The organism is Sanguibacteroides sp. AM78-02pH3A, assembly GCF_027666085.1.
GTDB lineage: Bacteria > Bacteroidota > Bacteroidia > Bacteroidales > Marinifilaceae > Gabonibacter > Gabonibacter massiliensis.
On the sequence record NZ_JAQEHX010000002.1, the window covers coordinates 275,061 to 300,196 of the forward strand.

The following is a 25,136-nucleotide window of genomic DNA, read 5'->3' on the forward strand; positions in this document are numbered from 1 at the left end:
GTGTTTTTAGTGAAATAATTCGTATTTACTATTACTTCGATGCTGCTTCTCGGGCAGGTTGTCGATGTGATAAACAGGGGTATGTTTCAAATCGGGACGGATTGCTGCTTCTCTTTTTTCCGTCATTTGTTGAAAACCCGTTTTTTGAGTTTCCCCGAGAGGATCTTCTTCAAAAAAACATATCGTTTTATCTCCTTTGGCAACGGTGTCATTGTCAAAAAAAATCTTTTCGAAAGAATGACCTTGAAGCGGAGATTGCATGCACGCAAAGATAACGTTTTCAATATTACGAAATACTGAGAAGCAAAAAAAACCCGGTTCAATGTTTACATTCAAATCACTAAAAACCCTTTTGTCACCTGAATAGATTCTATTGAGGTCGTCAATTTTTATACGCATAATCTTAGCGGTTTAATTGATTGGTTAAATTTATTTTTTGTAATTCACAAAGTGTGTTAATAAAAAGTGAAAAATAGCATTTGTTGTATGACATTTTCCTGCTTAAAAAGTTTATTTTTTAAGAAAATATTAACTAAAGATGAATAATGTCAAATTTTAAGAGAAGATTTCACGAATGACTTTAATGCTTTTGATGTTGAAATTGATGTTCAGGTGGAAGCTGAGGAAGAGGAGAAGTATATCTAAAATAATGCTTCTGCTTTGGCGGTTTAACGGGATATTTCCAATGTCAGCTAAAGGAGAGTTGCATAGCTTGTATATGGCTTGTGCCGCATGCGGGCCTGTCGAGTAGGAGTCGTTCGCGGCTGTCGGATAGAAATTCCCGTCATTGAGATTAAGTATATAACCGGGGCGGTAGGTCGATGAATTGATGTCGAATCCAAGCAGGGAGGCTAAATGGAACAGAAAAAATAAATTAAAGTTAGCGATGTCCCGTTGTGCCGAATTTAAATACTCGATGGAGTTTTCTATGTATTCGTACAGGGTTTCGTTTTTGCCTTCGTTTCGTAAAGTCAGGTTTAAGATCTCGCCCCATAGTAAAGCGATATTCATTTTATATACATCAAGATAGATTGCCGTGGTGTTACGGGTATTGACGATTGTCGTTAGTTTGTGGATGTTGTTTTTTTCATTGAAAATGTACTCTATTTCGACAATCTGCATGCATTGAGTAGCGTGATTGTTCCGGCGCTTGATCGTATTGACGGGAGTGATCAGCGAAAGAAATCCCCGTTCTGCGGAGAAAACGGAGAGTATGCGTTGATTTTCCGTGTAAGGTATGTTTTTTAATACGATGGCGTTAGTTACTTCCATGTTTATCTTCTCGATTTTTTAGGAAGATGCAGAGCTTTTCGACGGCTCGTCCCCTGTGGCTGATTTTGTTCTTGTCCGCAAGATTCATTTCGGCAAAACTTTGGGCGAAGCCTTCCGGTTGAAAGATGGGATCATAACCAAAGCCGCTGTCTCCTTTGGGCGAGGGCAGGATATGGCCGTTCACTATCCCTTCGAAAAGATATTCCTTCCGGTTTATTATGAGGGCGATAACAGTTCTGAATCGAGCTTTCCGGTTGGTTACGCCGTTCATTTGAGACAGTACTTTTTTCATATTGGCTTCGGAATTATGATCTGTTCCGGCATAGCGGGCGGAATAAACCCCGGGGGCCATGTCAAGGGCTTCGATTTCGAGTCCCGTGTCATCGGCAAAACAGTCGATCCCATACCTTTCGTGAATGTAGCGAGCTTTTTGTAACGCGTTGCCTTCGAGTGTGTCCTGCTCTTCCGGGATATCGTCAAAACATTGGATTTCTTTCAAAGAAACAAGCGTGTAGGGGTCTCCTAACATTTGTTTGATTTCTTCTAACTTGTGAACGTTATTGGTGGCAAAAACTAATTTCATCTTAATGAGATTTCGGTTTTTATGCGTATTGCATGCGACAAAATTAGTGAAATAGATTATCTTTGTGAAGTTAAAAACGAAAAGAAAAGATAGAAATTGAGAATAAAGGTCTCAAAATGTCCATTGGGGTATCTTCTTGAATGTTCGATATCAGTTTGATGTACTTGTTTGGGAATGAGTTTTCGTCGCGAACCGATTTTTAATTTAAATGGCTAATCTAAGATGAGGGGTGTTGTTGTAAAGTCGACCGGGAGTTGGTATTCCGTACGGATGGAAGACGGGGAGATCTGGTCGTGCCGGATAAAAGGAAAATTTAGGACGAAAGGCATAAAGACCACTAATCCGGTGGCGGTCGGTGATAGAGTGGCGGTTGAACGACAAGCGGGAGAAGGAGTTATTTATGATATATTAGACCGTAAAAATTACATTATACGGAAGTCTACCAATCTCTCCAGGCAAGCCCATATTATTGCCGCGAATGTAGATCAGGCGATACTGGTCACGACTTTGAAACATCCTGAAGTTTCTACCGTCTTTATCGATCGTTTTTTAGTCTCCGTGGAAGCATATAATATTCCTGCCGTCTTGATTTTTAATAAGATAGATTTGTGTGACGAGGAAGATCGATGGCTTTTGCGGGCGTTGGTGGATGTTTATCGGAACGTGGGGTATACCTGTTTGGCCGTTTCCGCGGAAACGGGAGAGGGTGTAGAGGAAGTAAAACAATTGTTGCAAGATAAAGTTTCCGTGTTTTCAGGACAATCGGGTGTGGGAAAATCCTCTTTGATCAACCGGATAGAGCCGGAGCTGACTCTGAAAACGGCAAAAATATCCGAAATGCACGATACCGGTAAGCATACGACTACTTTTGCCGAGATGTTCGAATTGAGTTTCGGAGGGTATATCGTGGATACACCGGGGATTCGGGCTTTTGGACTTGTCCATATGGAAAAAAACGAAATATCTCATTATTTCCCGGAAATATTTAAGTATGCCGAAGATTGCCGCTATTATAACTGTACTCATATTCATGAACCCGGTTGTGCGGTATTGGAGGCTGTTAAAGAGGGTAAGATCAGTGAGACCCGTTATTTCAGTTATGTCAGTATGTTTGAAGAAGAGACAGAAAAATATAGAAAGGGGTAAGTGTACGATCGGGGTACAAAATTGTAATATTCGTTTTGGAGAGGGATGAAAATAAAAAAGAGAGAAATAGTTGTCGCAGATGAATTATTTTTTGTACATTTGCGCCGTTTTTGTTTCGTATAGTAGTGGATAGGTTGAAAGAATATAAGATTGCTCACAGGGGCTTGGGAGAGGGGAAACACTCCTTCGAATTCATGTTGGACGACTCTTTTTTCGATTGCTTTGAGACGACAAAAGGGACGAAAGGAGAAGTCAGGGCTTGTGTGGATATCGTGAAGTCTTCTCTTTTGATGGAGGTGAGGATGAAGATTACGGGAGTGGTGAAAGCTGTATGTGATCGTTGTCTGGAAGAGATGGAATTACCTGTTAGCGGAGAGTTGAATCTTTATGTGAAATACGGAGAACGTGAAGAGGGGAACGAGGATGATTTTATCGTGTTGTCGCAAGAGGAAGATTTTTTAGATTTGAGTGCACCGCTATATGAAATGTATATGTTGAATTACCCTCTTCGGGTTGTACATCCGGATGGAGAGTGTAATGAGGAGATGGAAAAAGTGCTGGACAATTTGGTAATAAACGAGAATAAAAAAAGCGATCCCCGATGGGATGAATTGAAGAAATTAATTAATAACTAAATTAAAAATAGAAAAAAATGGCACATCCTAAACACCGAACCTCTAAGCAGAGAAGGAATAAGAGAAGAACACATGACAAGGCGACAGTTCCTGCAATAGCAAAGTGTTCAAATTGTGGTGCTGCAGTACAGTATCATACTGTATGTCCGGAATGCGGGTATTACAGGGGTAAATTGGCTATTGAGAAAGCTGTTGTCGCATAATTTTGATGTGACGATAAGTTGCCTTAAATAATACAGCCCCCTGTAATAAGGGGGCTATGGTTGTATAGGGGTATTTATTTCGAGTGAACGAAAATTATCAAAAAAAACTTTATGGAAAGGCCAAAGGCTGTAATTACGGGGGTCGGTGCATATTGTCCCGACTATATTTTGACAAACGAAGAGTTGAGTCGTATGGTGGACACCACGGATGAGTGGATTATGACCCGGATTGGTATCAAAGAGAGACGTATTTTACGGGATAAGGATAAAGGAAGTGCATACCTTGGAGCGAAAGCTGTTGAGGATCTTTTTCGCAAGACGGGACTTACACCTGAAGAGGTCGACCTTTTGATTTGTTGTACCGTTACGGCGGATATGCATTTTCCGGCCAATGGAAATGTAATTTCCGATATGGTAGGAATAAAAAAGGCGTTTAGTTTTGATCTGAATGCCGGGTGTTCCGGATTCCTGTATGGATTAACGACGGCTACACAATTCGTCGAGAGCGGACGTTACAAGAAAGTCGTTTTGGTGGGAGCGGAAAAGATGTCTGCTATTGCCGATTACACGGATCGTGCCACTTGTCCGATTTTCGGTGATGGTGCTGCTGCCGTATTATTAGAGCCTACCTTTGAGAACATAGGGGTGATGGATCATATTTTGCGTTCTGACGGAATGGGAAGGGTGCATTTGCATATGAAAGCCGGTGGTTCGTTAAAACCTCCTGCCATGGAGACGGTCATGGCCCGGGAGCATTACATATATCAGGAGGGGCAGCCTGTATTTAAACATGCCGTTTCTAATATGGCCGACGTATCGGTAGAGATCATGAAAAAAAACAATCTGACTTCCGACGATGTGGCTTGGCTCGTGCCTCATCAGGCTAATTTGCGAATCATTGCCGCAACGGGAGACCGTATGGGACTGGATCGGTCCAAAGTTATGGTAAATATTCATAAATACGGAAATACGACTTCTGCGACGATTCCTCTTTGTCTTTACGAGTGGGAAGATCAGCTTAAGAAAGGGGATAATCTGATTTTAGCTGCTTTCGGGGCCGGGTTTACCTGGGGAGCGATCTACCTCAAATGGGGGTATGACGGGAAAAATGCAATTGGCAGTCGTGGATAAAAAAGCGGAATGAGATCAGGTGTCCGGTAATCGAAGGGTTCGGTGGTTAATCTGCAATTTACGATATTATAAAATGCTATCCGGTAGGATAGCATTTTTTTTGTTGTTTATGGCGTTACGTCTGTTATCCCGTTTTGTCGCAAGAAATATTGGAGGACAGATGCTCAGATTTCGTTAGATTTGATTTTTTATTTTAGATTACTTGTTGTATATTTGGTCACTTATTTTCTTGCAATATGACGAAAAATGTACATCAACCTAATGCGAAGAGAACAGTTATTCTTAGTACATCCGTTATTCAAGGGGATATAAGAGTGCCGAATGATTTGTTCCTGGGAGGTATTGTTGCGGGTAATGTGGATTGTGGCGGAGTGTTGGTGATTAAAAGAGGTGCAGTTGTGGAAGGTAATGTGAATTGCAAGGTGTTGGATGTGGATGGCCTGGTAAAGGGGAGCGTGAATACGGGGGATTTGACTATACGTGAAGAAGGGCGTGTCGGAGGACGTGTTGAAACCTGCCGTTTGCGGATTGTGGGGAATAGAATAGGTATTAACGAGTTGTGTTTGGTAAAAATATAATCTAAAGGACTTTTATGGGAAAAGAAGTACAACAACAGGTAGCGTTGAATTTATTAAGTGAGGGGACTTCTATCGAAGGGGATCTTCATGCGAAAAATGATATACGTGTCGATGGAACCATTAAAGGTAAGATTAATACTACGGGGCGTTTGGTTATTGGACCGACGGCAAAGGTAGAAGGAGAGATAAATTCACCGAGTGTAGATATCTTAGGCAATGTTCAGGGTAATATACTTTCGCTTGGAACGGTTTCCTTGAGAGCTAAATCGACCTTCGTGGGTACGATAAAGGCCGCTTATATAATGATAGAATCAGGAGCTGTTTTTAATGGGGAGTGCCGTATAGAAAGAGAAGTTCACCAGAAATAAATCAGGACGTGCGTTGTTTTTTAGCCGTTATACAATTCTGTTTATTATTTGCCGCTTGCGAGAGGGGAAATGGTGGTATTGAAAAAGGGGTTTCAAAAGAACTGGCACAAGAGCGGAAATCGAATATCGGGGGAGTAAGTTATAGCTTGTACTTTGCGATTCCCTCCGATAAAGGGGCTGCCATCATTGCCGATTCGGAAATCTCTTTCGAGTTGTTACAGTTGGCTCCGGTCGTTTTGGATTTTAAGGCGGACGAAGAAAGTATTATCTCGATTACTTCCGATGGAGAAAGAGTCCCGTATATATTTAAGAATGAACATATTATTATTGAAGAAAAAAATTTAAAAGAGGGGCGGAATTCGCTGAATATTAAATTTCGAGCCGGAGAGACCTCTTTGAATCGGAATGACGATTTTCTTTACACCTTATTGGTTCCGGACCGTTGCCGGACGTTGATGCCTTGTTTCGACCAACCGGATATCAAAGGGCGTTTTAAATTGAGATTGAAAATTCCTTCGACATGGAGAGCCGTTGCCAACGGGGATTTGTTACGAATGGAGCAGTTCGATGACTATAAACTGTATGAATTTGAGGAGACGAAGCCGTTGAGCACTTATTTATTTGCATTTGTGGCGGGAGTTTTTGATTACGCGGAATGGTATGTAGACAGGCGTTGGATCGGTATTTATTACCGGGAGACAGATACCTCTAAAATTAATGGCAGCCTATCCGAAATAGCCCGGGAGGTGGCCTATTCGTTAAATTGGATGGAGAAATACACGGGAAGGCCTTATCCCTTCGATGTATACAATGTGGTTGCTATTCCGGCTTTTCAATTCGGAGGAATGGAACATCCGGGGGCAACGTATTACCATGCTTCACGGTTATTTCTCGATCCGGATGCCGATATGACGGCACGCTTGAGACGAAGTGAGGTTATCGCTCATGAAACAGCCCATATGTGGTTTGGAGATCTGGTGACGATGAAGTGGTTTGACGATGTATGGCTGAAGGAGGTTTTTGCAAATTTTATGGCAGGTAAAATTTTAGCCGGCCTGTATCCGACGGTCGATCATAAGTTGAATTTTTATTTAAGTCACTATGAAGCTGCTTTACGTACGGATCGAACCGAGGGTACTCATCCGATCTTGCAACAATTAGATAACCTGAAAGATGCGGGAACTTTGTACGGGGATATTATTTATCATAAAGCGCCTATTGTGATGAATATGTTGGAGAATTTGATTACGGAAGGGGAGTTGCGTAGAGGATTGCGTCATTACCTGAGGAGATGGGCTTATTCCAATGCGGATTGGAATGATTTGATCACCCTGCTCGAAGAGACATCCGGAGTCGGTTTACAGGCGTGGAACGAAATATGGGTGAAAGAGGCGGGAGCCCCATTGATCGAATTCGGTGAAAATGGAGTCGAAATGGTCGATGAGTCCGGAAAAAACCGGGTATGGCCTCAACGGATATCGGTTATTTGGGAAAGCAACAGACGTTTGCGGGAAAATATTCTCTTTTTGAAAGATACGTTAACGCGCTACCGTAATGCTAAGGTGGTGTTGCCGGACGGAGATGTTTTGGGATACGGTTGTTTCTTACCTACGGAGTATTCTGTTCGTGCCTTGAACGAGTATTTGAGTGAATTGCCTGAACCTTTGTACCGGGCAGTCAGCTGGCAATTGCTATATGAAGGAGTTTTGAATAAAAAGTTAAAGGGGGAGCTGTTTGTTCGTTTTTGTATCAAGCATCTGCCCGCGGAAACGAATAATTTGGTTATTAATCGGACGCTTTCGTTTTTAACTACCGTATATAATACTTACCTGGATGAGGGGAGCCGTCAGTTATTGCAGGAGGATCTGGAGCGTTTCTGCATGGATATGTTATCAAAAGAACAGACGGGAGTGAACAAGAAAACCTATTTTAAAACATTGTTGGGTATATATACCTCGTCGGAAGCCAAAGGATATATAGCGAAAATATTATACGGTACGGAAGAGACGGGCGGGATGACGATCGCGGATGACGACAGGATACTGATAGCTTATAATATGATATTGAGAGATTCCAATCAATATCAGAATATGAAGAAATACATCCTCAGAACGGTAAAGAATAAGGACTTGTTGAATCGTTTTGCCTATGTATTGCCTTCCGTATCCGGAAAAAAACAGGTCCGGGATAGCGTTTTTAACGCTTTGTTGTTGGAAAAGAATAGAGTAAATGAGGTTTGGGCGGGAGAGAGTCTGAGGTGGTTGAATCATCCCTTGCGCCGTCAAGAGTCCGAAGAATACATACCTCAAGTGTTGGAGAAATTGCAGGAAATACAGGAGACGGGGGATATCTTTTTCCCTTCCGACTGGTTGAATGCCGGTTTATCCGGCCACACGAGCAAGTATGTTTATTCCGTCGTTACTCATTTTTTGGAGAAACATCCCAACTATCCGCACAATCTGAAATTAAAAATATTGTCCAATTCCGATCATTTACGACGACTTCATGCCGAGAGTAATAATCTCAAATTAGAATAGCATAATGATTCTCAAATCTAATTTAATATTAATTCCAGCCAGGTATGCTTCTACCCGATTTCCGGGGAAACCTTTGGTCGAAATAGCGGGGAAGCCGATGATACAGCATGTGTATGAAAAAGCGACGGCCGTGTCGGAACATGTTTATGTGGCTACGGACGATGAACGGATTTACGATACCGTGATCCGGTTCGGAGGTCGAGCCGTGATGACGGCAACAACTCATAAAAGCGGGACCGATCGTTGTTATGAGGCCTATCAAAAAGTGAAAGAACTTTTGCAACAGGATTTCGAGGTTATTGTAAATGTTCAGGGAGATGAACCTTTTATTCTGCCGGAACAGATAGAGGCCTTGATATCGAGGTTCGAGGAGCCAGACATTCAGATTGCGACTTTGGCCAAACCTTTTGAAAAGAATGAAGAAATATTTGATCCCAATAAGGTGAAGATCGTTTTTTCCCAACAACATACGGCCCTTTATTTTAGTCGCTGCCCTATTCCGTTTTGTCGAGGAGTAGACCAAGGTGAATGGCTGACGCGCACTCCTTATTATAAACACGTGGGAATGTATGCCTATCGTCCGGTAGTATTGGAAAGTATCACCCGAATTCCGCAGGGGATACTGGAGAAAGCCGAATCTTTAGAGCAATTACGTTGGTTGGAGAACGGTTATAAGATAGCCGTGAGCATCACTCATCATGAATCTATCGGAATCGATACGCCGGAAGATTTGAAGAAAATCCTCCAAGATTAAGGGATTTATATGCTATGATTTGATAATTCGGTGATTGGAAATGGATCGTTTCGTCATTCAAGCGCCGAAGTTCTTAATCTACAATCGTCAATTGTCATTTTTTTGTTTAACGGAATGAAGGTAATTCTGATTATTAAGCGTTATCTTTGAACAAAATTTGGTGTTCTAAATTTATTAATAGATGAAAGCAGTTATATTGGCAGGGGGATTAGGAACCCGGTTGAGTGAAGAGACGGGAATCAAACCGAAACCTATGGTTGAGATCGGAGGAATGCCTATTTTGTGGCATATCATGAAGACTTATTCTCAGTACGGAGTGAATGAATTTATTATTTGTTTAGGTTATAAAGGTCATATAATCAAGGAGTTTTTTGCAAATTATTGTATGTATCGTTCCAATCTGATGATCGATCTGCAACGGAATTCTTTGGAGATACTGGATACGGATGTGGAACCGTGGAAGGTAACGTTGATCGATACGGGGTTGAACACGATGACGGGAGGTCGTATCAAACGGATTCAAAAATACATAGGTGACGAGACCTTCATGCTGACTTATGGAGATGGTGTATCAGACGTAAATATCGGGGAACTGCTCCGTTTTCATAAAAACCATAAGAAGTTATGCACGGTAACGACCATTCAGCCGACTGGTCGTTTCGGTGCTATCACGATAGAGAAGGAGAATAGTGTTAAATCTTTTATTGAAAAGCCTAAGGGAGACGGAGCCTGGATTAACGGGGGGTATTTTGTGTGCGAGCCGGGAGTGTTTGATTTTATCGAAGGAGATCATATTACCTGGGAGAGAGAGCCCATGGAGCGAATTGCACAACAACATCAGATGATGGCTTTCAAACATGCCGGTTTTTGGAAACCTATGGATACGTTGAAAGATAAGGAAGATTTGAATAAGATGTGGGAATCGGGAGAGGCTGTTTGGAAAGTTTGGTAACGTAATTGTTGACGTATGGATTGGAAAGAGAACCCTTATAACGGGAAAAAGGTTTTGGTGACGGGCCATACCGGCTTTAAAGGCGCATGGTTGATCAAGATACTCTCAATGTTAGGAGCTCGGGTAAAGGGATATGCTTTGGCTCCGGAAACATCTCCCAACTTATACGACGTTTTAAAGGTAGAGGAGATAGCTACCTCCGTGATCGGGGATTTGATGGATGCTAAGCGTCTGTCCCGGGAAATTACAACGTTTGAACCTGATTTTATCTTTCATCTGGCGGCTCAGCCTATTGTTCGTTTGTCTTATGAATTCCCGGTGGAGACTTTTGCCGTAAACAGTATCGGGACGGCTCATTTGTTGGATGTCTTAAGGAGATGGCAACACAAGTGTACCGTCGTGTTGATTACCACGGATAAAGTGTATTATAATTACGAATGGCCCTATGCCTACCGGGAGAATGACAGGTTGGGAGGGTATGATCCGTATAGCGCGAGTAAGGCTTGTGCCGAGTTGGTAATCGATTCTTATCGGAATTCGTTTTTTAATACCGAAAGTTACGGGGAACATCATAAAGCTTTGGTCGTAGCCCGGGCGGGTAATGTTATCGGCGGAGGAGATTGGGCCAAGGATCGTTTGGTTCCGGATATCATCCGGTCTCTCCAGGAAAAGAAAGAGATTGTTCTGAGAAACCCGGGAGCTGTTCGTCCGTGGCAACATGTCTTGGAACCGTTATATGGCTATTTGTTATTGGGGGCCATGGCATCCGAGAGGTACGGGGAAATGTCCAACGCCTATAATTTCGGGCCTTGGTCTCACGACACGTTGACGGTAGAGGAGATGACAAAGTCGGCCATTGAAATTTGGGGAGAAGGGGAGTATGTCGTACGACAGGATACGCGAGTGTTGCATGAGGCGAATATGTTGAGATTGGATATATCGTTGGCTAATAAAGAATTGAAATGGTATCCCCGGTTGAATGCTTCCGAAGCGTTGAAATGGACCTTGGAATGGTATAAAAACTATAATGAGGATCCCGGAAATATACGGGAGTACACGGAAAAGCAGATAAAAAATTTTTTTGAAAGATCATGAATACGAAAAGAGAACAAATCTTGAAGCTCGTAAGGGAGTATTACATAGAGGAATTTAAGGAGAAAGAGACTGAATTTAAGGAAGGAGACAGGATCGGTTACGGGGGACGTTATTTCGATCAGGATGAATTGGAAAATTTAGTGAATGCTTCTTTGGATTTCTGGTTGACGACCGGACGTTATGCTTCGGAATTCGAGCGGGAATTTGCCAAGTTTTTAGGTGTGAAATTTTGTTCTTTAACCAACTCCGGATCGTCTGCCAATTTGTTGGCTTTTATGACCTTGACCTCTCCGAAATTGAAGGAGAGACAAGTAAAAAGAGGGGATGAGGTGATAACGGTTGCGGCCGGTTTTCCGACAACGGTGACCCCTTTTATCATTTATGGGGCCGTGCCTGTTTTCGTGGATATCATGTTACCCACGTATAATATTGACGTGACCTTGTTGGAGCGGGCTTATTCGCCGAGGACGAAAGCGGTGATGGTAGCTCATACGTTGGGTAATCCCTTTGATTTAAAGGCGGTAAGAGATTTTTGTGATCGCCATCAATTGTGGCTAATCGAGGATAATTGCGATGCATTGGGTTCCAAATACCGACTGGACGGAGAGTGGAAATACACGGGGACCATAGGTGATATAGGTACTTCCAGCTTTTATCCGCCTCATCATATCACGATGGGGGAGGGCGGAGCCGTTTATACCAATAATTTGTTACTGCACCGGATAGTAAATTCGTTCCGGGATTGGGGAAGGGATTGTTGGTGCGATTCGGGAAAAGATAATACCTGCGGAATACGTTTTACCCAGCAATTCGGAGAACTTCCTCTCGGTTATGACCATAAATACGTCTATTCGCATTTCGGATATAACCTGAAGGTCACGGATATGCAGGCTGCAATAGGATGTGCGCAGTTGAGAAAAATTCCGGCTATCGTGGAGGCCAGAAAACAAAACTGGACTTATTTGAGGGAGGGGTTAAGAGGTTTGGAGGATCGGTTGATTTTTGCAGAGCCTACCGGAAATGCTGATCCCAGTTGGTTCGGATTTTTAATCTTTGTAAAAGAAAATGCCGGTTTTACCCGGAATGATCTGGTTCACCATCTTGAGAGACATCATATTCAAACCCGAATGTTGTTTGCCGGGAATTTGATCAAACATCCTTGTTTCGATGAGATGCGTAAAAGCGGAGAAGGTTTCCGTGTGGTCGGAGAGTTGAAAAATACGGATCTGGTGATGACGAACTCTTTGTGGATAGGTGTTTATCCCGGCATGAAGAAACCTATGCTCGACTATATGATAAAAGAAATTAAAGCGTTCTGTCATGAGCATGAATAAAACGATTTTATTAACAGGTTCGAATGGTTTTATCGGTAAGAATATAAAGGAGAGTTTCCTTTCCGAACGGTATCGTCTGTTGACTCCTTCGAGTAAGGAATTGAATCTTGTCAACGAGAAGGAGGTTGACGACTATTTCCATCGTCATTCGGTGGATGTGGTGATACATGCTGCCGGTCAGCCGGGACATCGGAATGCGGCTTCGTGTGAAGGATTGTTTTATAACAATACCCGGATGTTTTTTAATCTGGAACGACACGTGAAGGAGTATGAAAAAATGATTGTATTGGGCTCCGGTGCGATTTATGATATGAGGTACTATCATCCCAAGATGAAGGAAGAGGAGTATGGACAAAATATTCCGGCAGATGAGCACGGTTTTTCCAAGTATGTCTGTGAAAAGTGTATTGAAAAAAGTTCGAATATATACGATTTACGAATCTTCGGAATTTTCGGAAAATATGAAGATTATGCGATTCGTTTTATTTCGAATGCGATTTGTAAGACGTTGTTTGATTTGCCGATTACGATAAAGCAGGACCGGAATTTTGATTATATTTTTGTAGAGGATTTGATGACGGTGTTAGAGTATTTTATCGAAGCCCGGCCTAAATACAAGGCCTATAATATTACCCCGGCCTCTTCGGTTTCTCTATATGAATTGGCTTTGATGGTGAGGCGTATATCCGGAAAAGATTTGCCTGTCATTATCGCTAAAGAGGGGAAGGGGTTAGAGTATAGTGGTTCCAATACCCGGTTGTCGGAAGAGATGCCCGGATTGAAATTCACACCTTTGGAACAAGCCGTTACACGGTTATACCGTTGGTATGTCGATAATAAGGCTCATATAAACAGAGATTTATTGTTAGTGGATAAATAATGAGAGTAAGTGATTATATTTTTAAGCGATTGGTTGAGAAATACCGTGTTGAACATGTATTTATGATTACGGGGGGTGGTGCGATGCACCTGAACGACGCTATCGGACATTGTGCAGGATTACAATATACCTGTAATCATCATGAACAGGCTTGTGCTATTGCGGCTGAAGCTTATGCCCGTTCGACGGGCAGGTTGGCGGTGGTTAATGTGACGACTGGTCCTGGCGGTTTAAATACGTTGACCGGACTTATGGGGCAGTGGACGGATTCCGTACCCGTTTTGTATATTTCCGGTCAGGTAAAACAACAGACGACTATTACCCGTTACCCTCGGCTCAGACTTCGTCAATTGGGAGATCAGGAGGTGGATATTATCGAGGTGGTAAAACCGCTCACCAAGTTTGCCAAACAGATAACCTCGTTGGATGAGGTGAAGAGTGTTTTGGACGAAGCCGTGGACCGGGCTCTCTCTGGTCGTCCCGGTCCGGTGTGGATAGATGTGCCCATGGATATTCAGGGGATGATTATGGATGAAAAGATTCAAAAAGAGTATAGTCCTTCTTCGATAAAAAAAGAGGAGCCGGATCTTACTCTTTTTTTCGAGTGGCTGGAAAAGGCCGAACGTCCCGTATTTGTGGCCGGACACGGAATAAAAATAGCTAAGGCTGCGGATCGTTTTCGGGCTTTGGCGGAGAAATTTCATATACCCGTCCTTACGACGTTTAACGGAATGGATATTCTGGAAGAGGAGAATCCTAATTATATCGGTCGAATAGGAACATTAGGTTCGAGAGCCGGTAATTTTGCCCTTCAAAATGCTGATTTGGTTATCACGATAGGTTCCAGAAACAATATACGTCAGGTAAGTTATAATTGGGAATACTATGTACGCGCAGGTAAGCACGTGGTCGTGGATATCGATCCTGAAGAGCTTCGAAAACCGACGGTTCGGGTGGATATGGGTATATGCGCCGATGCCGGGTGGTTTATTGACCGCCTGCGAGCCTATACTCCCAGGCGGTCCTGGCCGGACTGGTTAGCCTGGTGTCAGGTAAGGAAACAACGTTACCCTACGGTATCGGAAGAGTATAAGTATACAAAGGAGAGAGTTCAACCTTATTATTTCATGAGGGAATTAACCCGTCGCTTATCTGATAAATCGACTGTTGTCGCCGGAAACGGAACCGCGTGCGTGGTGCTTTTTCAGGCTGGAGAAGTGAAGAAAGGGCAGCAATATATATGGAATTCCGGCTGCGCTTCCATGGGATATGATTTGCCTGCCGCCATAGGGGCTGCCGTTGCTCATCCCGAACGGCAGATCATCTGTCTGGCAGGGGACGGCAGTCTGATGATGAACTTACAGGAGATGGCGACGATGGCCTATTATAAATTACCTATTAAGCTGATTGTATTGGATAATCACGGGTATATCTCTATTAAACAGACTCAGGATAATTTTTTTGCGGGACAATATATCGGTTGCAATGAGGATAGTGGAGTCGGTTTTCCTGATTTTGTCAAACTCGGAACGGCTTTCGGCATTAAAACACTTTCCATTTCTTCTCACGAGGAGATGGAGCGGGTGTTACCCGAATTATTGCAGGACAATACGCCGATGGTGTGTGTCGTTGATCTGTTGGATGATTACAAGTTTATGCCGAAAACCTCATCCGTGAGGAAAGAGGACGGCCGGATGGTTTCCAAACCGTTGGAAGACCTGTATCCTTTTCTTTCCCGGGAAGAATTTTTAGAAAATATGATTATAAAACCATTAAATGAATAGTTATGAATGCTCTTGAACATAAGATGGTCGAAACTTTGATCGACTTAAAAGAAAATTATCATGTGATTGGCATTAAGGCAGAGTTTGAGGCTGAAGGGACGCGTATGGAAGAGGCTCTGCGATTGAAAGAAGTGGTAACGAAGGCCGGATTGGACCTGACGATAAAGATTGGAGGAGGAGAGGCCATTAAGGATATGTATGATGCGCGTTCTATCGGAGTAAAGCGTATTGTGGCGCCTATGATCGAGACCCCTTATGCCTTGAAGAAATTTCTTCATGCTACTCGCTTGGTATTCCCCGACGAGGAGTGGAACGATGTGGATTTTTTGGTAAATATCGAAACGATCGATGGGTATAGGAATTTTGATAGGATGTTGGAATTGCCTTGTATCGGGGATTTGAAAGGTATTGTATTGGGACGGGTAGACATGACAGGATCTATGGGGATGACCCGGGAAGATATCAATTCGGAAGAGATTTTTAAAATTGCCGATGATCTGTGTAAAAGGGCTGAAAAAGCTGGATTGGAGTGTGTTATAGGCGGAGGAGTTTCTGCGGCATCCATACCGTTCTTCAATCGTTTACCCCAAGGGACTCTTCATGGATATGAAACCCGTAAGGTTATTTTTGCTTGTCCCGAAGCCTTGGGAAAAGAGTCGGATAAAGGAATATTGAAAGCCGTGGGCTTTGAATTGATGTGGTTGAAAAATAAACGTCATTTCTACCAAAGTATATACGAGGAAGATGCTAATCGCATCGTGATGCTTGAGGCTCGTTATAAAAAATTAATCGAAGAAGCCGGTGGAAATTATTAAAAGAGAAAATGAATTGAAGGTAACAACACTCGCTTTTGATCTGGATGGCACCTTATACAATGGTGATAAGGCTGTTGACGGGGCACCGGAGGTTTTGAAACAGTTGAAGAACAAAGGATATCGGTTATTATATCTTACCAATAATTCTTCCAAAAACGAAATCGAGTTAAAAAATAAATTAGTACGATTGGGATATGAGGCTGAAGAAGAGGAGATTTTCTCCTCTTTGACGGTAACCGTAGATTTTGTATGTAGAGAAGGATATAAGAATGTCTATTGCTTGGGAACGGCCGGGTTGAAACGCGAGATAGGAAAAGCGTGTAACGTGGTCGAGTACTCCGAGAAGGAAAGTTGCAAGGTAGAGGCCATCGTGCTGGGACTCGATACGAGTATCGATTATAGCAGGCTCGCGGAGGCATTGAAAATGATAGACAGGTATCCGGAAGCTAAGCTAATAGCTTGTAATTTGGATAAGAATTATCCTGTCGGCGGAGGCATAAGGTATCCGGGGTGCGGGGCTATTGTACGTGCGATGGAGGTGGCTTGTGAACGGGAGGTGGACGTGGTGATAGGCAAACCTAATACCTATATGTTATCTATGGTGTCCGATAGATTCCGATTAAACCCTCGGGAGATTGCTTTGATAGGAGATTCGTATGAATCTGATATCCGGATGGCTCAAAATTTCGGTTGTTCCTCTTTCTTGCTTTCGACCGATTTAGAGAAGAGTCGTACGAATGTATTGGCGAATATAGAAGAGTTGTTATTGTTTTTTTAGACACGGATAGAGATGGAAAAATTATTATCTCTTTGTATTCCTACTTATAACAGGTGTGAGATCTTGGATGCGGTACTCTCTCGCATTGTGTGCGATAAGGAGTTCGACGAGCGGGTTGAGGTAATCGTTTCGGATAATTGTTCTACGGACGCAACGCCTGAAGTGGTAAAAAAATACTCCTCGTCTTACCCGAATGTTGTGTATCACAGGAACCCGGAGAATATTCGCGATGCCAATTTCGAGTTGGTTTTGTCTTTAGGGACGGGTAGGTACGTGAAGTTATTGAATGACTATTCCATATTGAAAGCAGGTACACTCGGTTATTTGTTGGAGAGGATAGAAAAGCACAAGGAGTCCGGTGAGAATTTGTTCTTTTATACGAGGGTATCAAAACCGGAGTTTAACGAGGCCGTATGTTATTCATTGGACGATTTTGTGGAGAAAGTCTCTTTCTGGTCTACTTGGATTGGGCATTTCGGTACATGGAGAGAATGTTTTGAGGCCCTACCCGATAAGGAACGTTGCCGATCTTTACAGTTGAGCCAAATGGATTGGACGCTGAGAATCGTGAATGAAAAGAGCCCTACCGTAGTCTACCGGGAAGATCTTTATGAAACGCTTCCACCCAGTAAGAAAGGAGGATATAATTTTTTTAAAATATTTGTAGAGAACTATATAGGGATCTATCAGGAGTATCTCCGGAGCGGCGCCCTCTCTTTCAATGTGTTTAAACAGGAGAAGCGCAAACTTTTTAAAGGGCATCTTTATCTTTGGCTTAAACGTATCTATATCAAAGATAGAGAGATGTATTGTTTCGAAACGAAAGGAACTTTTCGCATTATTTTTAAACATTATTGGAGTTGCCCTTATTTATATATTAACTTTGTGAAACTATTTCTATATGGATTAGTATATCCTTTTAAAAGGATGTTTGTGAAAAAGAAGGGATAAAGAATTGTATATGAAAAACATTATTATTAGAATGCCTAATTTTATTGGGGATTCAATAAATACACTTCCTGCGATAGACTTATTAAAACAGGAGTATCCGGATTCGAGGATAACCTTGTTGGGCCTTTCTTTTATAAAAGATATATTTGAACATGATCCTCGAATCGATGATTTTATTTGTTTTGAGAAAGGAAGAAAAAATTACCTTACTTTCGTCAAACGGATTTATCAGGGTAAATACGACTTGGGTATCCTATTTACGAATACATTTATTTCTGTTTTTATATTTAAACTGGCTTTGGTAAAATGCCTTATCGGATACAAAAATGAAGGAAGGGGTTTTTTATTGGATTTTAAGATGCCATTAAATCGTAACGTGCATTATATCAATCGGTATGCTATGCTCGTGAATAAGTATTTCAATAATAAATATATTTACCTTCCGCCTTTGAGATTATTCTATAAACAAGAGAAGACGTTTTATTTCCCGGATAATAAACAGGTAATCGGTTTGTATTTGGGAGGTATAAATAAGAAATATAGAAGATATCCGGAAAGTTTGTCGCTTGAATTGTTGAAATTGTTAAACGGCTATAATCTTGTTTTGATAGGAGACCGTAACGATGCGGGGATTCATGCTTCCTATTTGAAACGGGTGAAATTGGATAGTGTTATCAACCTGACCGGAAAAACTTCCGTGGGGGAATTTGTAACGACGATAGCCAATTTAGATGCGTTGATTACCATCGATTCTTCTGCCATGCATATCGCTGCAGCGGTTCACACGAAATTTGTGGCTCTTTTGGGACTCTCCACGAGTCCGACCTCTACGATCCTTCCCAAGGTCGATTTCGGTATCGCCTTGAAAGTGGAGAACAATATGATCAATGAGGAAGATTATATTCGGAATATAACACCGCAAATGATTGTGGATCATGTCGAGTTATTACTTAATCGGGGAGATTGATATAGTCTTTCCAAAAATTCAACTCTTTGTTCCAGCGGTGGCAACCGAAAGGGAGTTGCTTTTGAGCGAATTGAAAACAGATTTTCGGGAATAGGTCGAATGAGAAATGTATTGCTTCCTGCCAGGTCGGTATGGAGAAGTCGTTGTTTTTCGTTGCTTCCAAAGCCCAAAAGACATCTTCGTTGAATTGGCTGCTTTCGCCGACACGGGAAAGATAGGTGTGAATGCGTGATTGCATCTCTATTGTTTTGCGATAACACGTATCAACCTTGCGTAAAGAGAATCCACCGTTCCCGACTTTGAAAAAACATTGCTGCCTGTGTTTTATTCCCGCAAGGGAATAGACTGCTCCCCGAAGTTTTAGAAAAAAGTTCAAGGGGAACCTCCGGTACTTCAATTTACATAACCAGGGGGCTCCGATATAATCGTAACCCCGTTGACACCATTGGGTGAGCTCATCCCGGAAAACAAAAGCATCCAATTGATAAATCAAAATGTATTTCACGTGAAGAAATCGTTCGTAAAATTCAGCTGAAAGCATTAAACGGTTATAGCCTGCAATATTGGCAAAATAGTGATCGTCGAAACTTTCAATTTCGAAAGTATCGGGATACAAGTCTAACACTTCCGTCACATCTAAGCTGTTCGGTTTGATGATGACTTTAGGATAATGGTTTAATACCTTAACTGCTTGATTTAATGAAATAATATCCGTACGATTCAGATCCGTTTTATAGACAGGTATTATGATTTTTACGAGTTGATTCATCTTCACGATAATTGAAGGTGGGGCAATATGTATCGTATTATAAACTAAAGGGGCCGCCCGGCAAATGACGGACGGCATTATTCATTCGAGCAAAATATTCCCATTGGAACGTAAAGCCTGTCGGGGATAGCCGAGTTAGATAGTCATAATGTCTTTCTCTTTTTTAGCGAAATACTCGTCTACTTTTTTACCGTATTCGTCGGTTAGCTTCTGAGCGACAGCTTCGGCATCTTTGGCCTCATCCTCGGGAAGTCCGTCTTTAACCATTTTCTTTACCTGTTCTATGGCATCGCGCCGTGCATTCCGTATACTGACTTTGGCGGTTTCTGTTTCTCCCTTACTTTGCTTTACCAAATCACGACGACGCTCTTCCGTTAAAGACGGAATATTGATTCGTATGGTTTCTCCGTTGTTATCCGGGTTTAATCCCAAGTTGGCTGCCATGATGGCTCTTTCGATGGGAGCAATCATGCTTTTTTCCCACGGTTGTACGGAGATCGTCCGAGGGTCCGGACTGGAAATGTTGGCAACTTGATTTAACGGGGTAAGACTTCCGTAATAATCTACCATGACATCTTGTAAGATTTTCGGGTTAGCTCTTCCCGCTCTGATTTTACTTAATTCTGTTTCTAAATGATTCAGAGCAGCTTCCATTCTTTCTTTGGCTTCGTCAAGATAAAATTGTACTTCCTCGTTCATATAAATTGTGATTTAATGTTATTTTGCCTATTGATTACAAAGGTATAAAAAACTTTATTTCAATCTATTCTTTTCGAGTTTTCCTTTACGATATATTTTTAGTAGTCGATAAAGAAGGAGACTCTCCGTCCGGAATTTTGTTTTTTGTCGTGTTTATAAATCCTTAATTTGGAAATTAATCGGCACGGTGAAAGAGACGTTCACCGCTTTTCCGTTTACTTTCCCTGGTTTCCATTTTGGCATGGACTGGATAACTCTAACGGCCTCTGCGTCTAATGTTTCTTCTACTCCTCTAACAATTTTTATATCCTTAACACTACCGTCTTTCGCTACTATAAATTGGATAACTACTTTGCCTTCTAATCCTTTTCTCTGGGCTTCGGCCGGGTATTTGGTCTTTTGATTGATCCATTTGACGATATCCCCTTCAGGAAAAACGGGCATATCTTGTACCGTAACGAAAGTATCTGTCGTATCTGCGGTAACGTTACTTAAATTAAGTGTTTGTGTGACATTTTGCTCCTGAGAGTTTGATTCTTCCGTTTGACAGGAAAAAGTAATAAAGAGAAATCCACAGAGTAAAGTGGCTGGTACGTAATTCCATACTTTGTACTTTTGGGTTTGTTGTTTTGTCATCATAATTATTCTTTTCTTTAGGTTGGAACATGCAAAGTGATTCGTGAAAGAAAAATGGGTTTTAAATGATTGGCTCAGTATGAGTCGAAGATAACCTTCCGTTTGATATTTTTGGATCACCCGGTGATCGGCGATGAATTCGTGATTTTGGATTATGGCTCTTTTCAGTAGCCATGCAAAAGGATTGAACCAATTGATCAGGCAGAAAAGATGGATGAATAGTAAATCCAAGCTGTGTAGTTGGCGTATGTGTATTTTTTCGTGGGCGAAAGTATTTTGCCGGGTTTCAGCGTCTTCTACGGATTGATTGACAAAGAGTAAATGGAAAAACGAAAAATTCGGATAGGATCGGGGAAGAAAAACGATTCGTATCCCTCGTATTTTTTTAGATGGATTTGTATTTACTAAATGCCTTAATTGCAAAATGGCTAAAGCGAATTTAACGGATACGACGATTACTCCGGAAAAATAGATCCAAATCCAGTAATTGGGAGTCGAAACAGAAGCTTCGACATTTGTATCGGTTAAGAAAATGGCAGCAAACGGATTGTCCATGATTCCCTGACTCTCCATAAAGGAGCGGAAAGGAATTGTTATTTGAATGAACGGAATAAGTTGAGCCATTAGCAGGATGCCGAGTAGGTAAAAACGGTTGGTATTGTAAAAAGTTTGTTTTTGCAACACCAGTTGATAGTATCCCAATAAAACAATCAATATGATTGTCGACTTAACGATATAAGGTAAGAAGGGTATCATGACTCTATTTTTTTCGTTCGGCCTGTTGAGCTTCTTTTACTTTTTGCAGGATGTCTTCCAACTCCTTCAAATCGATATTTTCCGAGCGGGTGAGAAAAGAAACCATTTGCGAATAAGAGTTTTCAAAATAGTTCCCTACAAAATTCCTCAGGAATTTTCGGGTGTATGTCTCTTTGTCCACAAGAGGGAAATATCGGTGACTTTTTCCAAAAGTTTCATGGTCTACGAATCCTTTTTCCTGCAAAATTCGGATAATAGTAGAGACCGTATTATAGGCCGGTTTAGGGTCGGCAAATTTCTCTACGATCTCTTTGACAAAGGCTTTGTCCAGATCCCAAAGGATCTGCATGACTTGTTCTTCTGCTCTTGTTAATTCTCTCATTGTTTTATATTTTGTATGTGCAAACAAATATAGAACTAATATTTTAGTTTTTAAACTAAAAATATAGTTATTTTATCGTATGGATAGTTTTTTAATTATTAATATGATGTGTATTCGTGGTTTATCGTTTCGATATTTTTCGGATTTTATAGTGGATAGCGGTAATAAAGATATTCATAAACGGGCTGATTAAATTGAAGAAGCAATAGGGAAGATAATCGAAAGTAGCGACCCCTAATACGCGTGATTGGGTTGCTCCGCAAGTGTTCCACGGGATTAAGACAGAGGTAACGGTGGCCGAATCTTCCAACGCCCGGCTTAGAACTTCAGGTTTAAGCCTATGTTCTTTATAAATCTTTTGCATCATTTTTCCCGGTACGACAATAGACAGATATTGATCGCAAGCTGAGATATTGAAAAGGATACAAGAACCGATGGTTGTCGCAACGAGCGAAGTGTCGTTCTTAATATAGGCAACCATGGCTTCGCTTATTCTTTTCAGGGATCCTCCGGCTTCCATCACTCCGCTGAAAATCATCGCCATCAGGATCAACCATACCGTACTGAGCATTCCTTCCATTCCTCGGGTAGAGAGTAAACGGTCGATGTCGGGAGAGCCCGTTGATAACTCCATTTTACTGGAAATCACTTGCAGGATAAGTTGATATTTGTTGGTGAACGTCTCTCCTTTTATTAAGTTCTCGAGTAATTCGGTTTGAAAAAGCAAAGCAAATAGAACGCCTAAAGCAATACCAATTAACATTGCCGGGATGGGAGGAATTTTTTTGATGATAATGAACGCTAATAGGAGGGGAACGGACAGTAGCCAGGGAGTAATCCGGAAAGTTTCGGCGATGCCGGTTTTGATGTCGTCTGTACTGGTTAAATTTATTTCATTGGTGTGGGTTAATCCGATGATGGCAAAAATGATCAAAGTAATGATTAAAGTCGGTACTGTCGTGTAAATCATGTAGCGAATGTGGGTAAACAGATCGGTGCCGGCAATTGCCGGGGTCAGATTGGTCGTGTCGGAAAGGGGAGACATTTTATCGCCGAAATAAGCACCGGAAATGATTGCGCCGGCAACAATCCCCGAATTCATATCGAAAGCGTGTCCTATTCCGATGATTGCGACCCCCACGGTGGCAATCGTGGACCAAGAGCTTCCGGTTGCCAGGGAAACAATCCCGGATATGACCACGGAAGCAACAAGAAAATAAGAGGGGGACATCAGGTCTATTCCGTAGTAGATCATCGTGGGAATAACTCCGCTTAACATCCAAGTTCCACTTAAGGCTCCTATCAGGAGGAGGATCAGAATAGCCGGCATGGCTGAATGAATGGTACTGAGAATTTTACCTTGCAGGTGATTCCAGTCCACGTGATTATGCCAAGCGATCAGGCCGCTGAGAGTCGCGGTGATCATAAGTGCGATTTGGTTGGCTCCTCCCAATGGATCTTCAAAATAAAGGACGTTTAAAAACAGTAATCCAATTAAAAAGAGGATGGGGATAACGGCTTGAACGAGTGTGGGAGGTTGCGGATGTGTCATAAGCGTGTTCTTTCGTTTTATTGAGATATACGATTTCTTCAAGAGATAGATTCAATGGTTTGGCTTCTCCAATACACTAATTTTCAATTTCAGTTTTTATTTTCGATGAACAAATGTACTTTTGTCGTTCTAAATGTTGCGTATGAAAAGAACAGATTTTGAGATAATGGCTCCCGTTGGCTCTTATGAATCTTTGGAGGCTGCCTTGCAGGCAGGAGCGAATTCCGTTTATTTCGGCGTGGAGGGATTGAATATGCGTTCCCGTTCTTCGGCCAATTTCACGTTGGAGGATCTAAAGTGTATCGTTGAAAAATGCAGGGAAAAGGGAGTGAAGACTTATTTGACCGTTAATACGATTATCTATAATAATGAATTGGAGAAGATGCACCGGATTATCGATTGCGTGAAAGAGTCCGGTTTGACGGCTATCATTGCTTCGGATATGGCAGCTATTCTTTACGCCCGTTCCATCGGTGTGGAGGTACATATCAGCACGCAGTGCAATATTACTAATTTTGAGGCGGTTAAATTTTATTCTCAATTTGCCGATGTGGTTGTATTGGCCCGGGAATTGGATTTGGATCAGGTCATGACGATTCATCGCCAGATTGTGGCACAGGATTTAAGAGGTCCCAAAGGAGAGCTCATGCAAATCGAAATGTTTGCGCATGGGGCATTGTGTATGGCCGTTTCCGGCAAGTGTTATTTGAGTTTGCATGAGATGAATGCTTCTGCCAACCGGGGAGCCTGCTATCAGATATGCCGCCGTTCGTATACGGTGAAAGATACGGATAGCGAGGTGGAATTGGAAATAGACGGAAAGTACATCATGTCGCCTAAAGATTTGTGTACGATAGGTTTTATTAATAAACTGATAGATGCCGGAGTACGGGTATTTAAAATTGAGGGACGGGCACGCTCCGCCGAATACGTGAAAACGGTTTGCGAGTGTTACAACGAAGCAATAGATGCTTATGCGGACGGTAGTTATTCCGCCGAAAAGATCGAACATTGGAAAGAACGGCTTTCAACCGTGTTTAACCGGGGATTCTGGAATGGATATTATTTGGGGCAACGTTTGGGTGAGTGGAGTGAGGTATACGGTTCGAAAGCCACGAAAAAAAAGGTGTGTATCGGGAAAGTGACCAATTATTTTACGAAGCTGCACGTGGGTGAATTTAAGTTAGAGTCTTATGATCTGAGAGTCGGGGATGAAATTTTGATTATGGGACCGACAACAGGAGTCGTGCAAATGCATGTCACGGAAATTCGGGTTGATTTACAACCGGTTCGACAAGTCGATAAAGGTTCTCTTTTTTCTATGCCTGTCGAACCGTTTTTGCGCAGAGGTGATAAGTTATATAAACTGATAGAAGCTGATTAATGGGCCATGGTAGATGAATAGGGTAGTGTACGAGTCTGAAAGATTTTGATTTGCGATTGAATTTTTGCTCTCGCCCTCTTTGAATCGTCAATCTACAATTCGAAATCTCAATGACGAAATCCGTCTAATTGTAAATTTTAAATTGTAGATTGTAAATTGATACTTGCTTCAATTCCAATTTTGCTGTCTTTCAAT

The 25,136-nt window shown here is 41.9% G+C and carries 26 protein-coding genes; 18 read left to right on the forward strand and 8 right to left on the reverse strand.

What is annotated here, in order from left to right; all coding sequences use genetic code 11:
* Nucleotides 1-6: 6 nt before the first annotated feature.
* From PGR74_RS03950 to PGR74_RS03960, 3 genes are all read right to left on the reverse strand, one after another.
* On the reverse strand, nucleotides 7-399 hold the full coding sequence (locus PGR74_RS03950; RefSeq protein ID WP_041505227.1) for a hypothetical protein: 393 nt from the start codon (nucleotides 397-399) through the stop codon (nucleotides 7-9).
* Between the two features lie 156 nt (nucleotides 400-555).
* A complete protein-coding gene (recO, locus tag PGR74_RS03955) occupies nucleotides 556-1,272 on the reverse strand; it encodes a DNA repair protein RecO (protein ID WP_041505226.1) in 717 nt (238 codons plus the stop codon).
* Nucleotides 1,259-1,855 (reverse strand): non-canonical purine NTP diphosphatase, encoded by a 597-nt coding sequence (locus PGR74_RS03960; protein ID WP_041503298.1) that lies wholly within the window; start codon nucleotides 1,853-1,855, stop codon nucleotides 1,259-1,261. Before PGR74_RS03960 ends, recO begins: the two co-directional genes overlap by 14 nt.
* A 222-nt stretch (nucleotides 1,856-2,077) precedes the next feature.
* Here PGR74_RS03960 and rsgA point away from each other — a divergent pair, with 222 nt between their 5' ends.
* The 17 genes from rsgA to PGR74_RS04045 all read left to right on the forward strand — a co-directional run bounded on the left by rsgA (nucleotide 2,078) and on the right by PGR74_RS04045 (nucleotide 18,763).
* Complete coding sequence (gene rsgA, locus PGR74_RS03965; protein ID WP_041503299.1) at nucleotides 2,078-3,001, forward strand: ribosome small subunit-dependent GTPase A; 924 nt, start codon at nucleotides 2,078-2,080, stop codon at nucleotides 2,999-3,001.
* Between the two features lie 110 nt (nucleotides 3,002-3,111).
* Nucleotides 3,112-3,636: a YceD family protein gene (locus PGR74_RS03970; RefSeq protein WP_235375060.1), complete on the forward strand. Its 525-nt coding sequence runs from the start codon at nucleotides 3,112-3,114 to the stop codon at nucleotides 3,634-3,636.
* A gap of 17 nt (nucleotides 3,637-3,653) precedes the next feature.
* The gene (gene rpmF, locus PGR74_RS03975; protein ID WP_041505225.1) at nucleotides 3,654-3,839 is read left to right on the forward strand and encodes a 50S ribosomal protein L32; all 186 of its coding nucleotides are present in this window, start codon (nucleotides 3,654-3,656) and stop codon (nucleotides 3,837-3,839) included.
* Nucleotides 3,840-3,950: 111 nt separating this feature from the next.
* Entirely contained in the window at nucleotides 3,951-4,970 is a 1,020-nt protein-coding gene (locus PGR74_RS03980) for a beta-ketoacyl-ACP synthase III (RefSeq protein ID WP_041503300.1), read from the forward strand.
* A 236-nt stretch (nucleotides 4,971-5,206) separates the two neighbouring features.
* The gene (locus PGR74_RS03985) at nucleotides 5,207-5,548 is read left to right on the forward strand and encodes a bactofilin family protein (protein WP_041503301.1); all 342 of its coding nucleotides are present in this window, start codon (nucleotides 5,207-5,209) and stop codon (nucleotides 5,546-5,548) included.
* Between the two features lie 14 nt (nucleotides 5,549-5,562).
* Nucleotides 5,563-5,916: a bactofilin family protein gene (locus PGR74_RS03990; protein ID WP_041503302.1), complete on the forward strand. Its 354-nt coding sequence runs from the start codon at nucleotides 5,563-5,565 to the stop codon at nucleotides 5,914-5,916.
* Between the two features lie 8 nt (nucleotides 5,917-5,924).
* Nucleotides 5,925-8,453 (forward strand): M1 family metallopeptidase, encoded by a 2,529-nt coding sequence (locus PGR74_RS03995; protein WP_052649400.1) that lies wholly within the window; start codon nucleotides 5,925-5,927, stop codon nucleotides 8,451-8,453.
* A 4-nt stretch (nucleotides 8,454-8,457) separates the two neighbouring features.
* Nucleotides 8,458-9,207: a 3-deoxy-manno-octulosonate cytidylyltransferase gene (kdsB, locus tag PGR74_RS04000; protein ID WP_270516751.1), complete on the forward strand. Its 750-nt coding sequence runs from the start codon at nucleotides 8,458-8,460 to the stop codon at nucleotides 9,205-9,207.
* A 181-nt stretch (nucleotides 9,208-9,388) separates the two neighbouring features.
* On the forward strand, nucleotides 9,389-10,159 hold the full coding sequence (gene rfbF / locus PGR74_RS04005; protein WP_041505224.1) for a glucose-1-phosphate cytidylyltransferase: 771 nt from the start codon (nucleotides 9,389-9,391) through the stop codon (nucleotides 10,157-10,159).
* Nucleotides 10,160-10,174: 15 nt separating this feature from the next.
* Complete coding sequence (gene rfbG / locus PGR74_RS04010) at nucleotides 10,175-11,254, forward strand: CDP-glucose 4,6-dehydratase (protein WP_041505223.1); 1,080 nt, start codon at nucleotides 10,175-10,177, stop codon at nucleotides 11,252-11,254.
* Entirely contained in the window at nucleotides 11,251-12,588 is a 1,338-nt protein-coding gene (gene rfbH, locus PGR74_RS04015) for a lipopolysaccharide biosynthesis protein RfbH (protein WP_041503306.1), read from the forward strand. Before rfbG ends, rfbH begins: the two co-directional genes overlap by 4 nt.
* Nucleotides 12,575-13,468: an NAD-dependent epimerase/dehydratase family protein gene (locus PGR74_RS04020; RefSeq protein ID WP_235375061.1), complete on the forward strand. Its 894-nt coding sequence runs from the start codon at nucleotides 12,575-12,577 to the stop codon at nucleotides 13,466-13,468. Before rfbH ends, PGR74_RS04020 begins: the two co-directional genes overlap by 14 nt.
* A complete protein-coding gene (locus tag PGR74_RS04025; protein ID WP_200889849.1) occupies nucleotides 13,468-15,252 on the forward strand; it encodes a thiamine pyrophosphate-binding protein in 1,785 nt (594 codons plus the stop codon). Before PGR74_RS04020 ends, PGR74_RS04025 begins: the two co-directional genes overlap by 1 nt.
* Before the next feature lie 2 nt (nucleotides 15,253-15,254).
* Nucleotides 15,255-16,067, forward strand: coding sequence for an aldolase/citrate lyase family protein (locus PGR74_RS04030; protein WP_041505221.1), 813 nt, complete (start codon nucleotides 15,255-15,257; stop codon nucleotides 16,065-16,067).
* Complete coding sequence (locus PGR74_RS04035; protein ID WP_041503310.1) at nucleotides 16,054-16,845, forward strand: HAD-IIA family hydrolase; 792 nt, start codon at nucleotides 16,054-16,056, stop codon at nucleotides 16,843-16,845. The genes PGR74_RS04030 and PGR74_RS04035 overlap by 14 nt, the downstream gene beginning before the upstream one ends.
* A gap of 12 nt (nucleotides 16,846-16,857) precedes the next feature.
* Nucleotides 16,858-17,796, forward strand: a complete 939-nt coding sequence (locus PGR74_RS04040) for a glycosyltransferase family 2 protein (protein WP_110688483.1) — start codon at nucleotides 16,858-16,860, stop codon at nucleotides 17,794-17,796.
* A 10-nt stretch (nucleotides 17,797-17,806) separates the two neighbouring features.
* Nucleotides 17,807-18,763, forward strand: coding sequence for a glycosyltransferase family 9 protein (locus PGR74_RS04045; protein WP_110688484.1), 957 nt, complete (start codon nucleotides 17,807-17,809; stop codon nucleotides 18,761-18,763).
* Here the strand turns inward: PGR74_RS04045 and PGR74_RS04050 are convergent.
* From PGR74_RS04050 to nhaC, 5 genes are all read right to left on the reverse strand, one after another.
* Nucleotides 18,747-19,532 (reverse strand): DUF5672 family protein, encoded by a 786-nt coding sequence (locus tag PGR74_RS04050; protein ID WP_110688529.1) that lies wholly within the window; start codon nucleotides 19,530-19,532, stop codon nucleotides 18,747-18,749. The two genes, PGR74_RS04045 and PGR74_RS04050, sit on opposite strands and share 17 nt — an antisense overlap.
* A 135-nt stretch (nucleotides 19,533-19,667) precedes the next feature.
* Nucleotides 19,668-20,231, reverse strand: coding sequence for a ribosome recycling factor (gene frr, locus PGR74_RS04055; protein WP_041503312.1), 564 nt, complete (start codon nucleotides 20,229-20,231; stop codon nucleotides 19,668-19,670).
* 153 nt (nucleotides 20,232-20,384) lie between these two features.
* Complete coding sequence (locus PGR74_RS04060) at nucleotides 20,385-21,623, reverse strand: M56 family metallopeptidase (protein WP_110688485.1); 1,239 nt, start codon at nucleotides 21,621-21,623, stop codon at nucleotides 20,385-20,387.
* A gap of 4 nt (nucleotides 21,624-21,627) precedes the next feature.
* On the reverse strand, nucleotides 21,628-22,005 hold the full coding sequence (locus PGR74_RS04065) for a BlaI/MecI/CopY family transcriptional regulator (protein WP_041503314.1): 378 nt from the start codon (nucleotides 22,003-22,005) through the stop codon (nucleotides 21,628-21,630).
* Between the two features lie 121 nt (nucleotides 22,006-22,126).
* Complete coding sequence (gene nhaC, locus PGR74_RS04070) at nucleotides 22,127-23,557, reverse strand: Na+/H+ antiporter NhaC (RefSeq protein WP_270516755.1); 1,431 nt, start codon at nucleotides 23,555-23,557, stop codon at nucleotides 22,127-22,129.
* A gap of 142 nt (nucleotides 23,558-23,699) precedes the next feature.
* On the opposite strand from nhaC, the gene PGR74_RS04075 reads away from it, so the two are divergent.
* A complete protein-coding gene (locus PGR74_RS04075; protein ID WP_270516756.1) occupies nucleotides 23,700-24,941 on the forward strand; it encodes a peptidase U32 family protein in 1,242 nt (413 codons plus the stop codon).
* Nucleotides 24,942-25,136 lie beyond the last annotated feature (195 nt).

Bases quoted from the DNA above. Each gene is read 5' to 3' on its own strand.
- rfbF (WP_041505224.1), top strand. From the start codon at position 9,389: ATGAAAGCAGTTATATTGGCAGGGGGATTAGGAACCCGGTTGAGTGAA.
- PGR74_RS04050 (WP_110688529.1), bottom strand. From the start codon at position 19,532: ATGAATCAACTCGTAAAAATCATAATACCTGTCTATAAAACGGATCTG.
- PGR74_RS03990 (WP_041503302.1), top strand. From the start codon at position 5,563: ATGGGAAAAGAAGTACAACAACAGGTAGCGTTGAATTTATTAAGTGAG.
- recO (WP_041505226.1), bottom strand. From the start codon at position 1,272: ATGGAAGTAACTAACGCCATCGTATTAAAAAACATACCTTACACGGAA.
- PGR74_RS04060 (WP_110688485.1), bottom strand. From the start codon at position 21,623: ATGATACCCTTCTTACCTTATATCGTTAAGTCGACAATCATATTGATT.
- PGR74_RS04030 (WP_041505221.1), top strand. From the start codon at position 15,255: ATGAATGCTCTTGAACATAAGATGGTCGAAACTTTGATCGACTTAAAA.
- rsgA (WP_041503299.1), top strand. From the start codon at position 2,078: ATGAGGGGTGTTGTTGTAAAGTCGACCGGGAGTTGGTATTCCGTACGG.
- nhaC (WP_270516755.1), bottom strand. From the start codon at position 23,557: ATGACACATCCGCAACCTCCCACACTCGTTCAAGCCGTTATCCCCATC.
- PGR74_RS03960 (WP_041503298.1), bottom strand. From the start codon at position 1,855: ATGAAATTAGTTTTTGCCACCAATAACGTTCACAAGTTAGAAGAAATC.
- PGR74_RS03980 (WP_041503300.1), top strand. From the start codon at position 3,951: ATGGAAAGGCCAAAGGCTGTAATTACGGGGGTCGGTGCATATTGTCCC.
- PGR74_RS04045 (WP_110688484.1), top strand. From the start codon at position 17,807: ATGAAAAACATTATTATTAGAATGCCTAATTTTATTGGGGATTCAATA.
- PGR74_RS04065 (WP_041503314.1), bottom strand. From the start codon at position 22,005: ATGAGAGAATTAACAAGAGCAGAAGAACAAGTCATGCAGATCCTTTGG.
- PGR74_RS04025 (WP_200889849.1), top strand. From the start codon at position 13,468: ATGAGAGTAAGTGATTATATTTTTAAGCGATTGGTTGAGAAATACCGT.
- PGR74_RS04020 (WP_235375061.1), top strand. From the start codon at position 12,575: ATGAGCATGAATAAAACGATTTTATTAACAGGTTCGAATGGTTTTATC.
- PGR74_RS03950 (WP_041505227.1), bottom strand. From the start codon at position 399: ATGCGTATAAAAATTGACGACCTCAATAGAATCTATTCAGGTGACAAA.
- rpmF (WP_041505225.1), top strand. From the start codon at position 3,654: ATGGCACATCCTAAACACCGAACCTCTAAGCAGAGAAGGAATAAGAGA.
- kdsB (WP_270516751.1), top strand. From the start codon at position 8,458: ATGATTCTCAAATCTAATTTAATATTAATTCCAGCCAGGTATGCTTCT.
- PGR74_RS04040 (WP_110688483.1), top strand. From the start codon at position 16,858: ATGGAAAAATTATTATCTCTTTGTATTCCTACTTATAACAGGTGTGAG.
- rfbG (WP_041505223.1), top strand. From the start codon at position 10,175: ATGGATTGGAAAGAGAACCCTTATAACGGGAAAAAGGTTTTGGTGACG.
- PGR74_RS04075 (WP_270516756.1), top strand. From the start codon at position 23,700: ATGAAAAGAACAGATTTTGAGATAATGGCTCCCGTTGGCTCTTATGAA.
- PGR74_RS03985 (WP_041503301.1), top strand. From the start codon at position 5,207: ATGACGAAAAATGTACATCAACCTAATGCGAAGAGAACAGTTATTCTT.
- rfbH (WP_041503306.1), top strand. From the start codon at position 11,251: ATGAATACGAAAAGAGAACAAATCTTGAAGCTCGTAAGGGAGTATTAC.
- frr (WP_041503312.1), bottom strand. From the start codon at position 20,231: ATGAACGAGGAAGTACAATTTTATCTTGACGAAGCCAAAGAAAGAATG.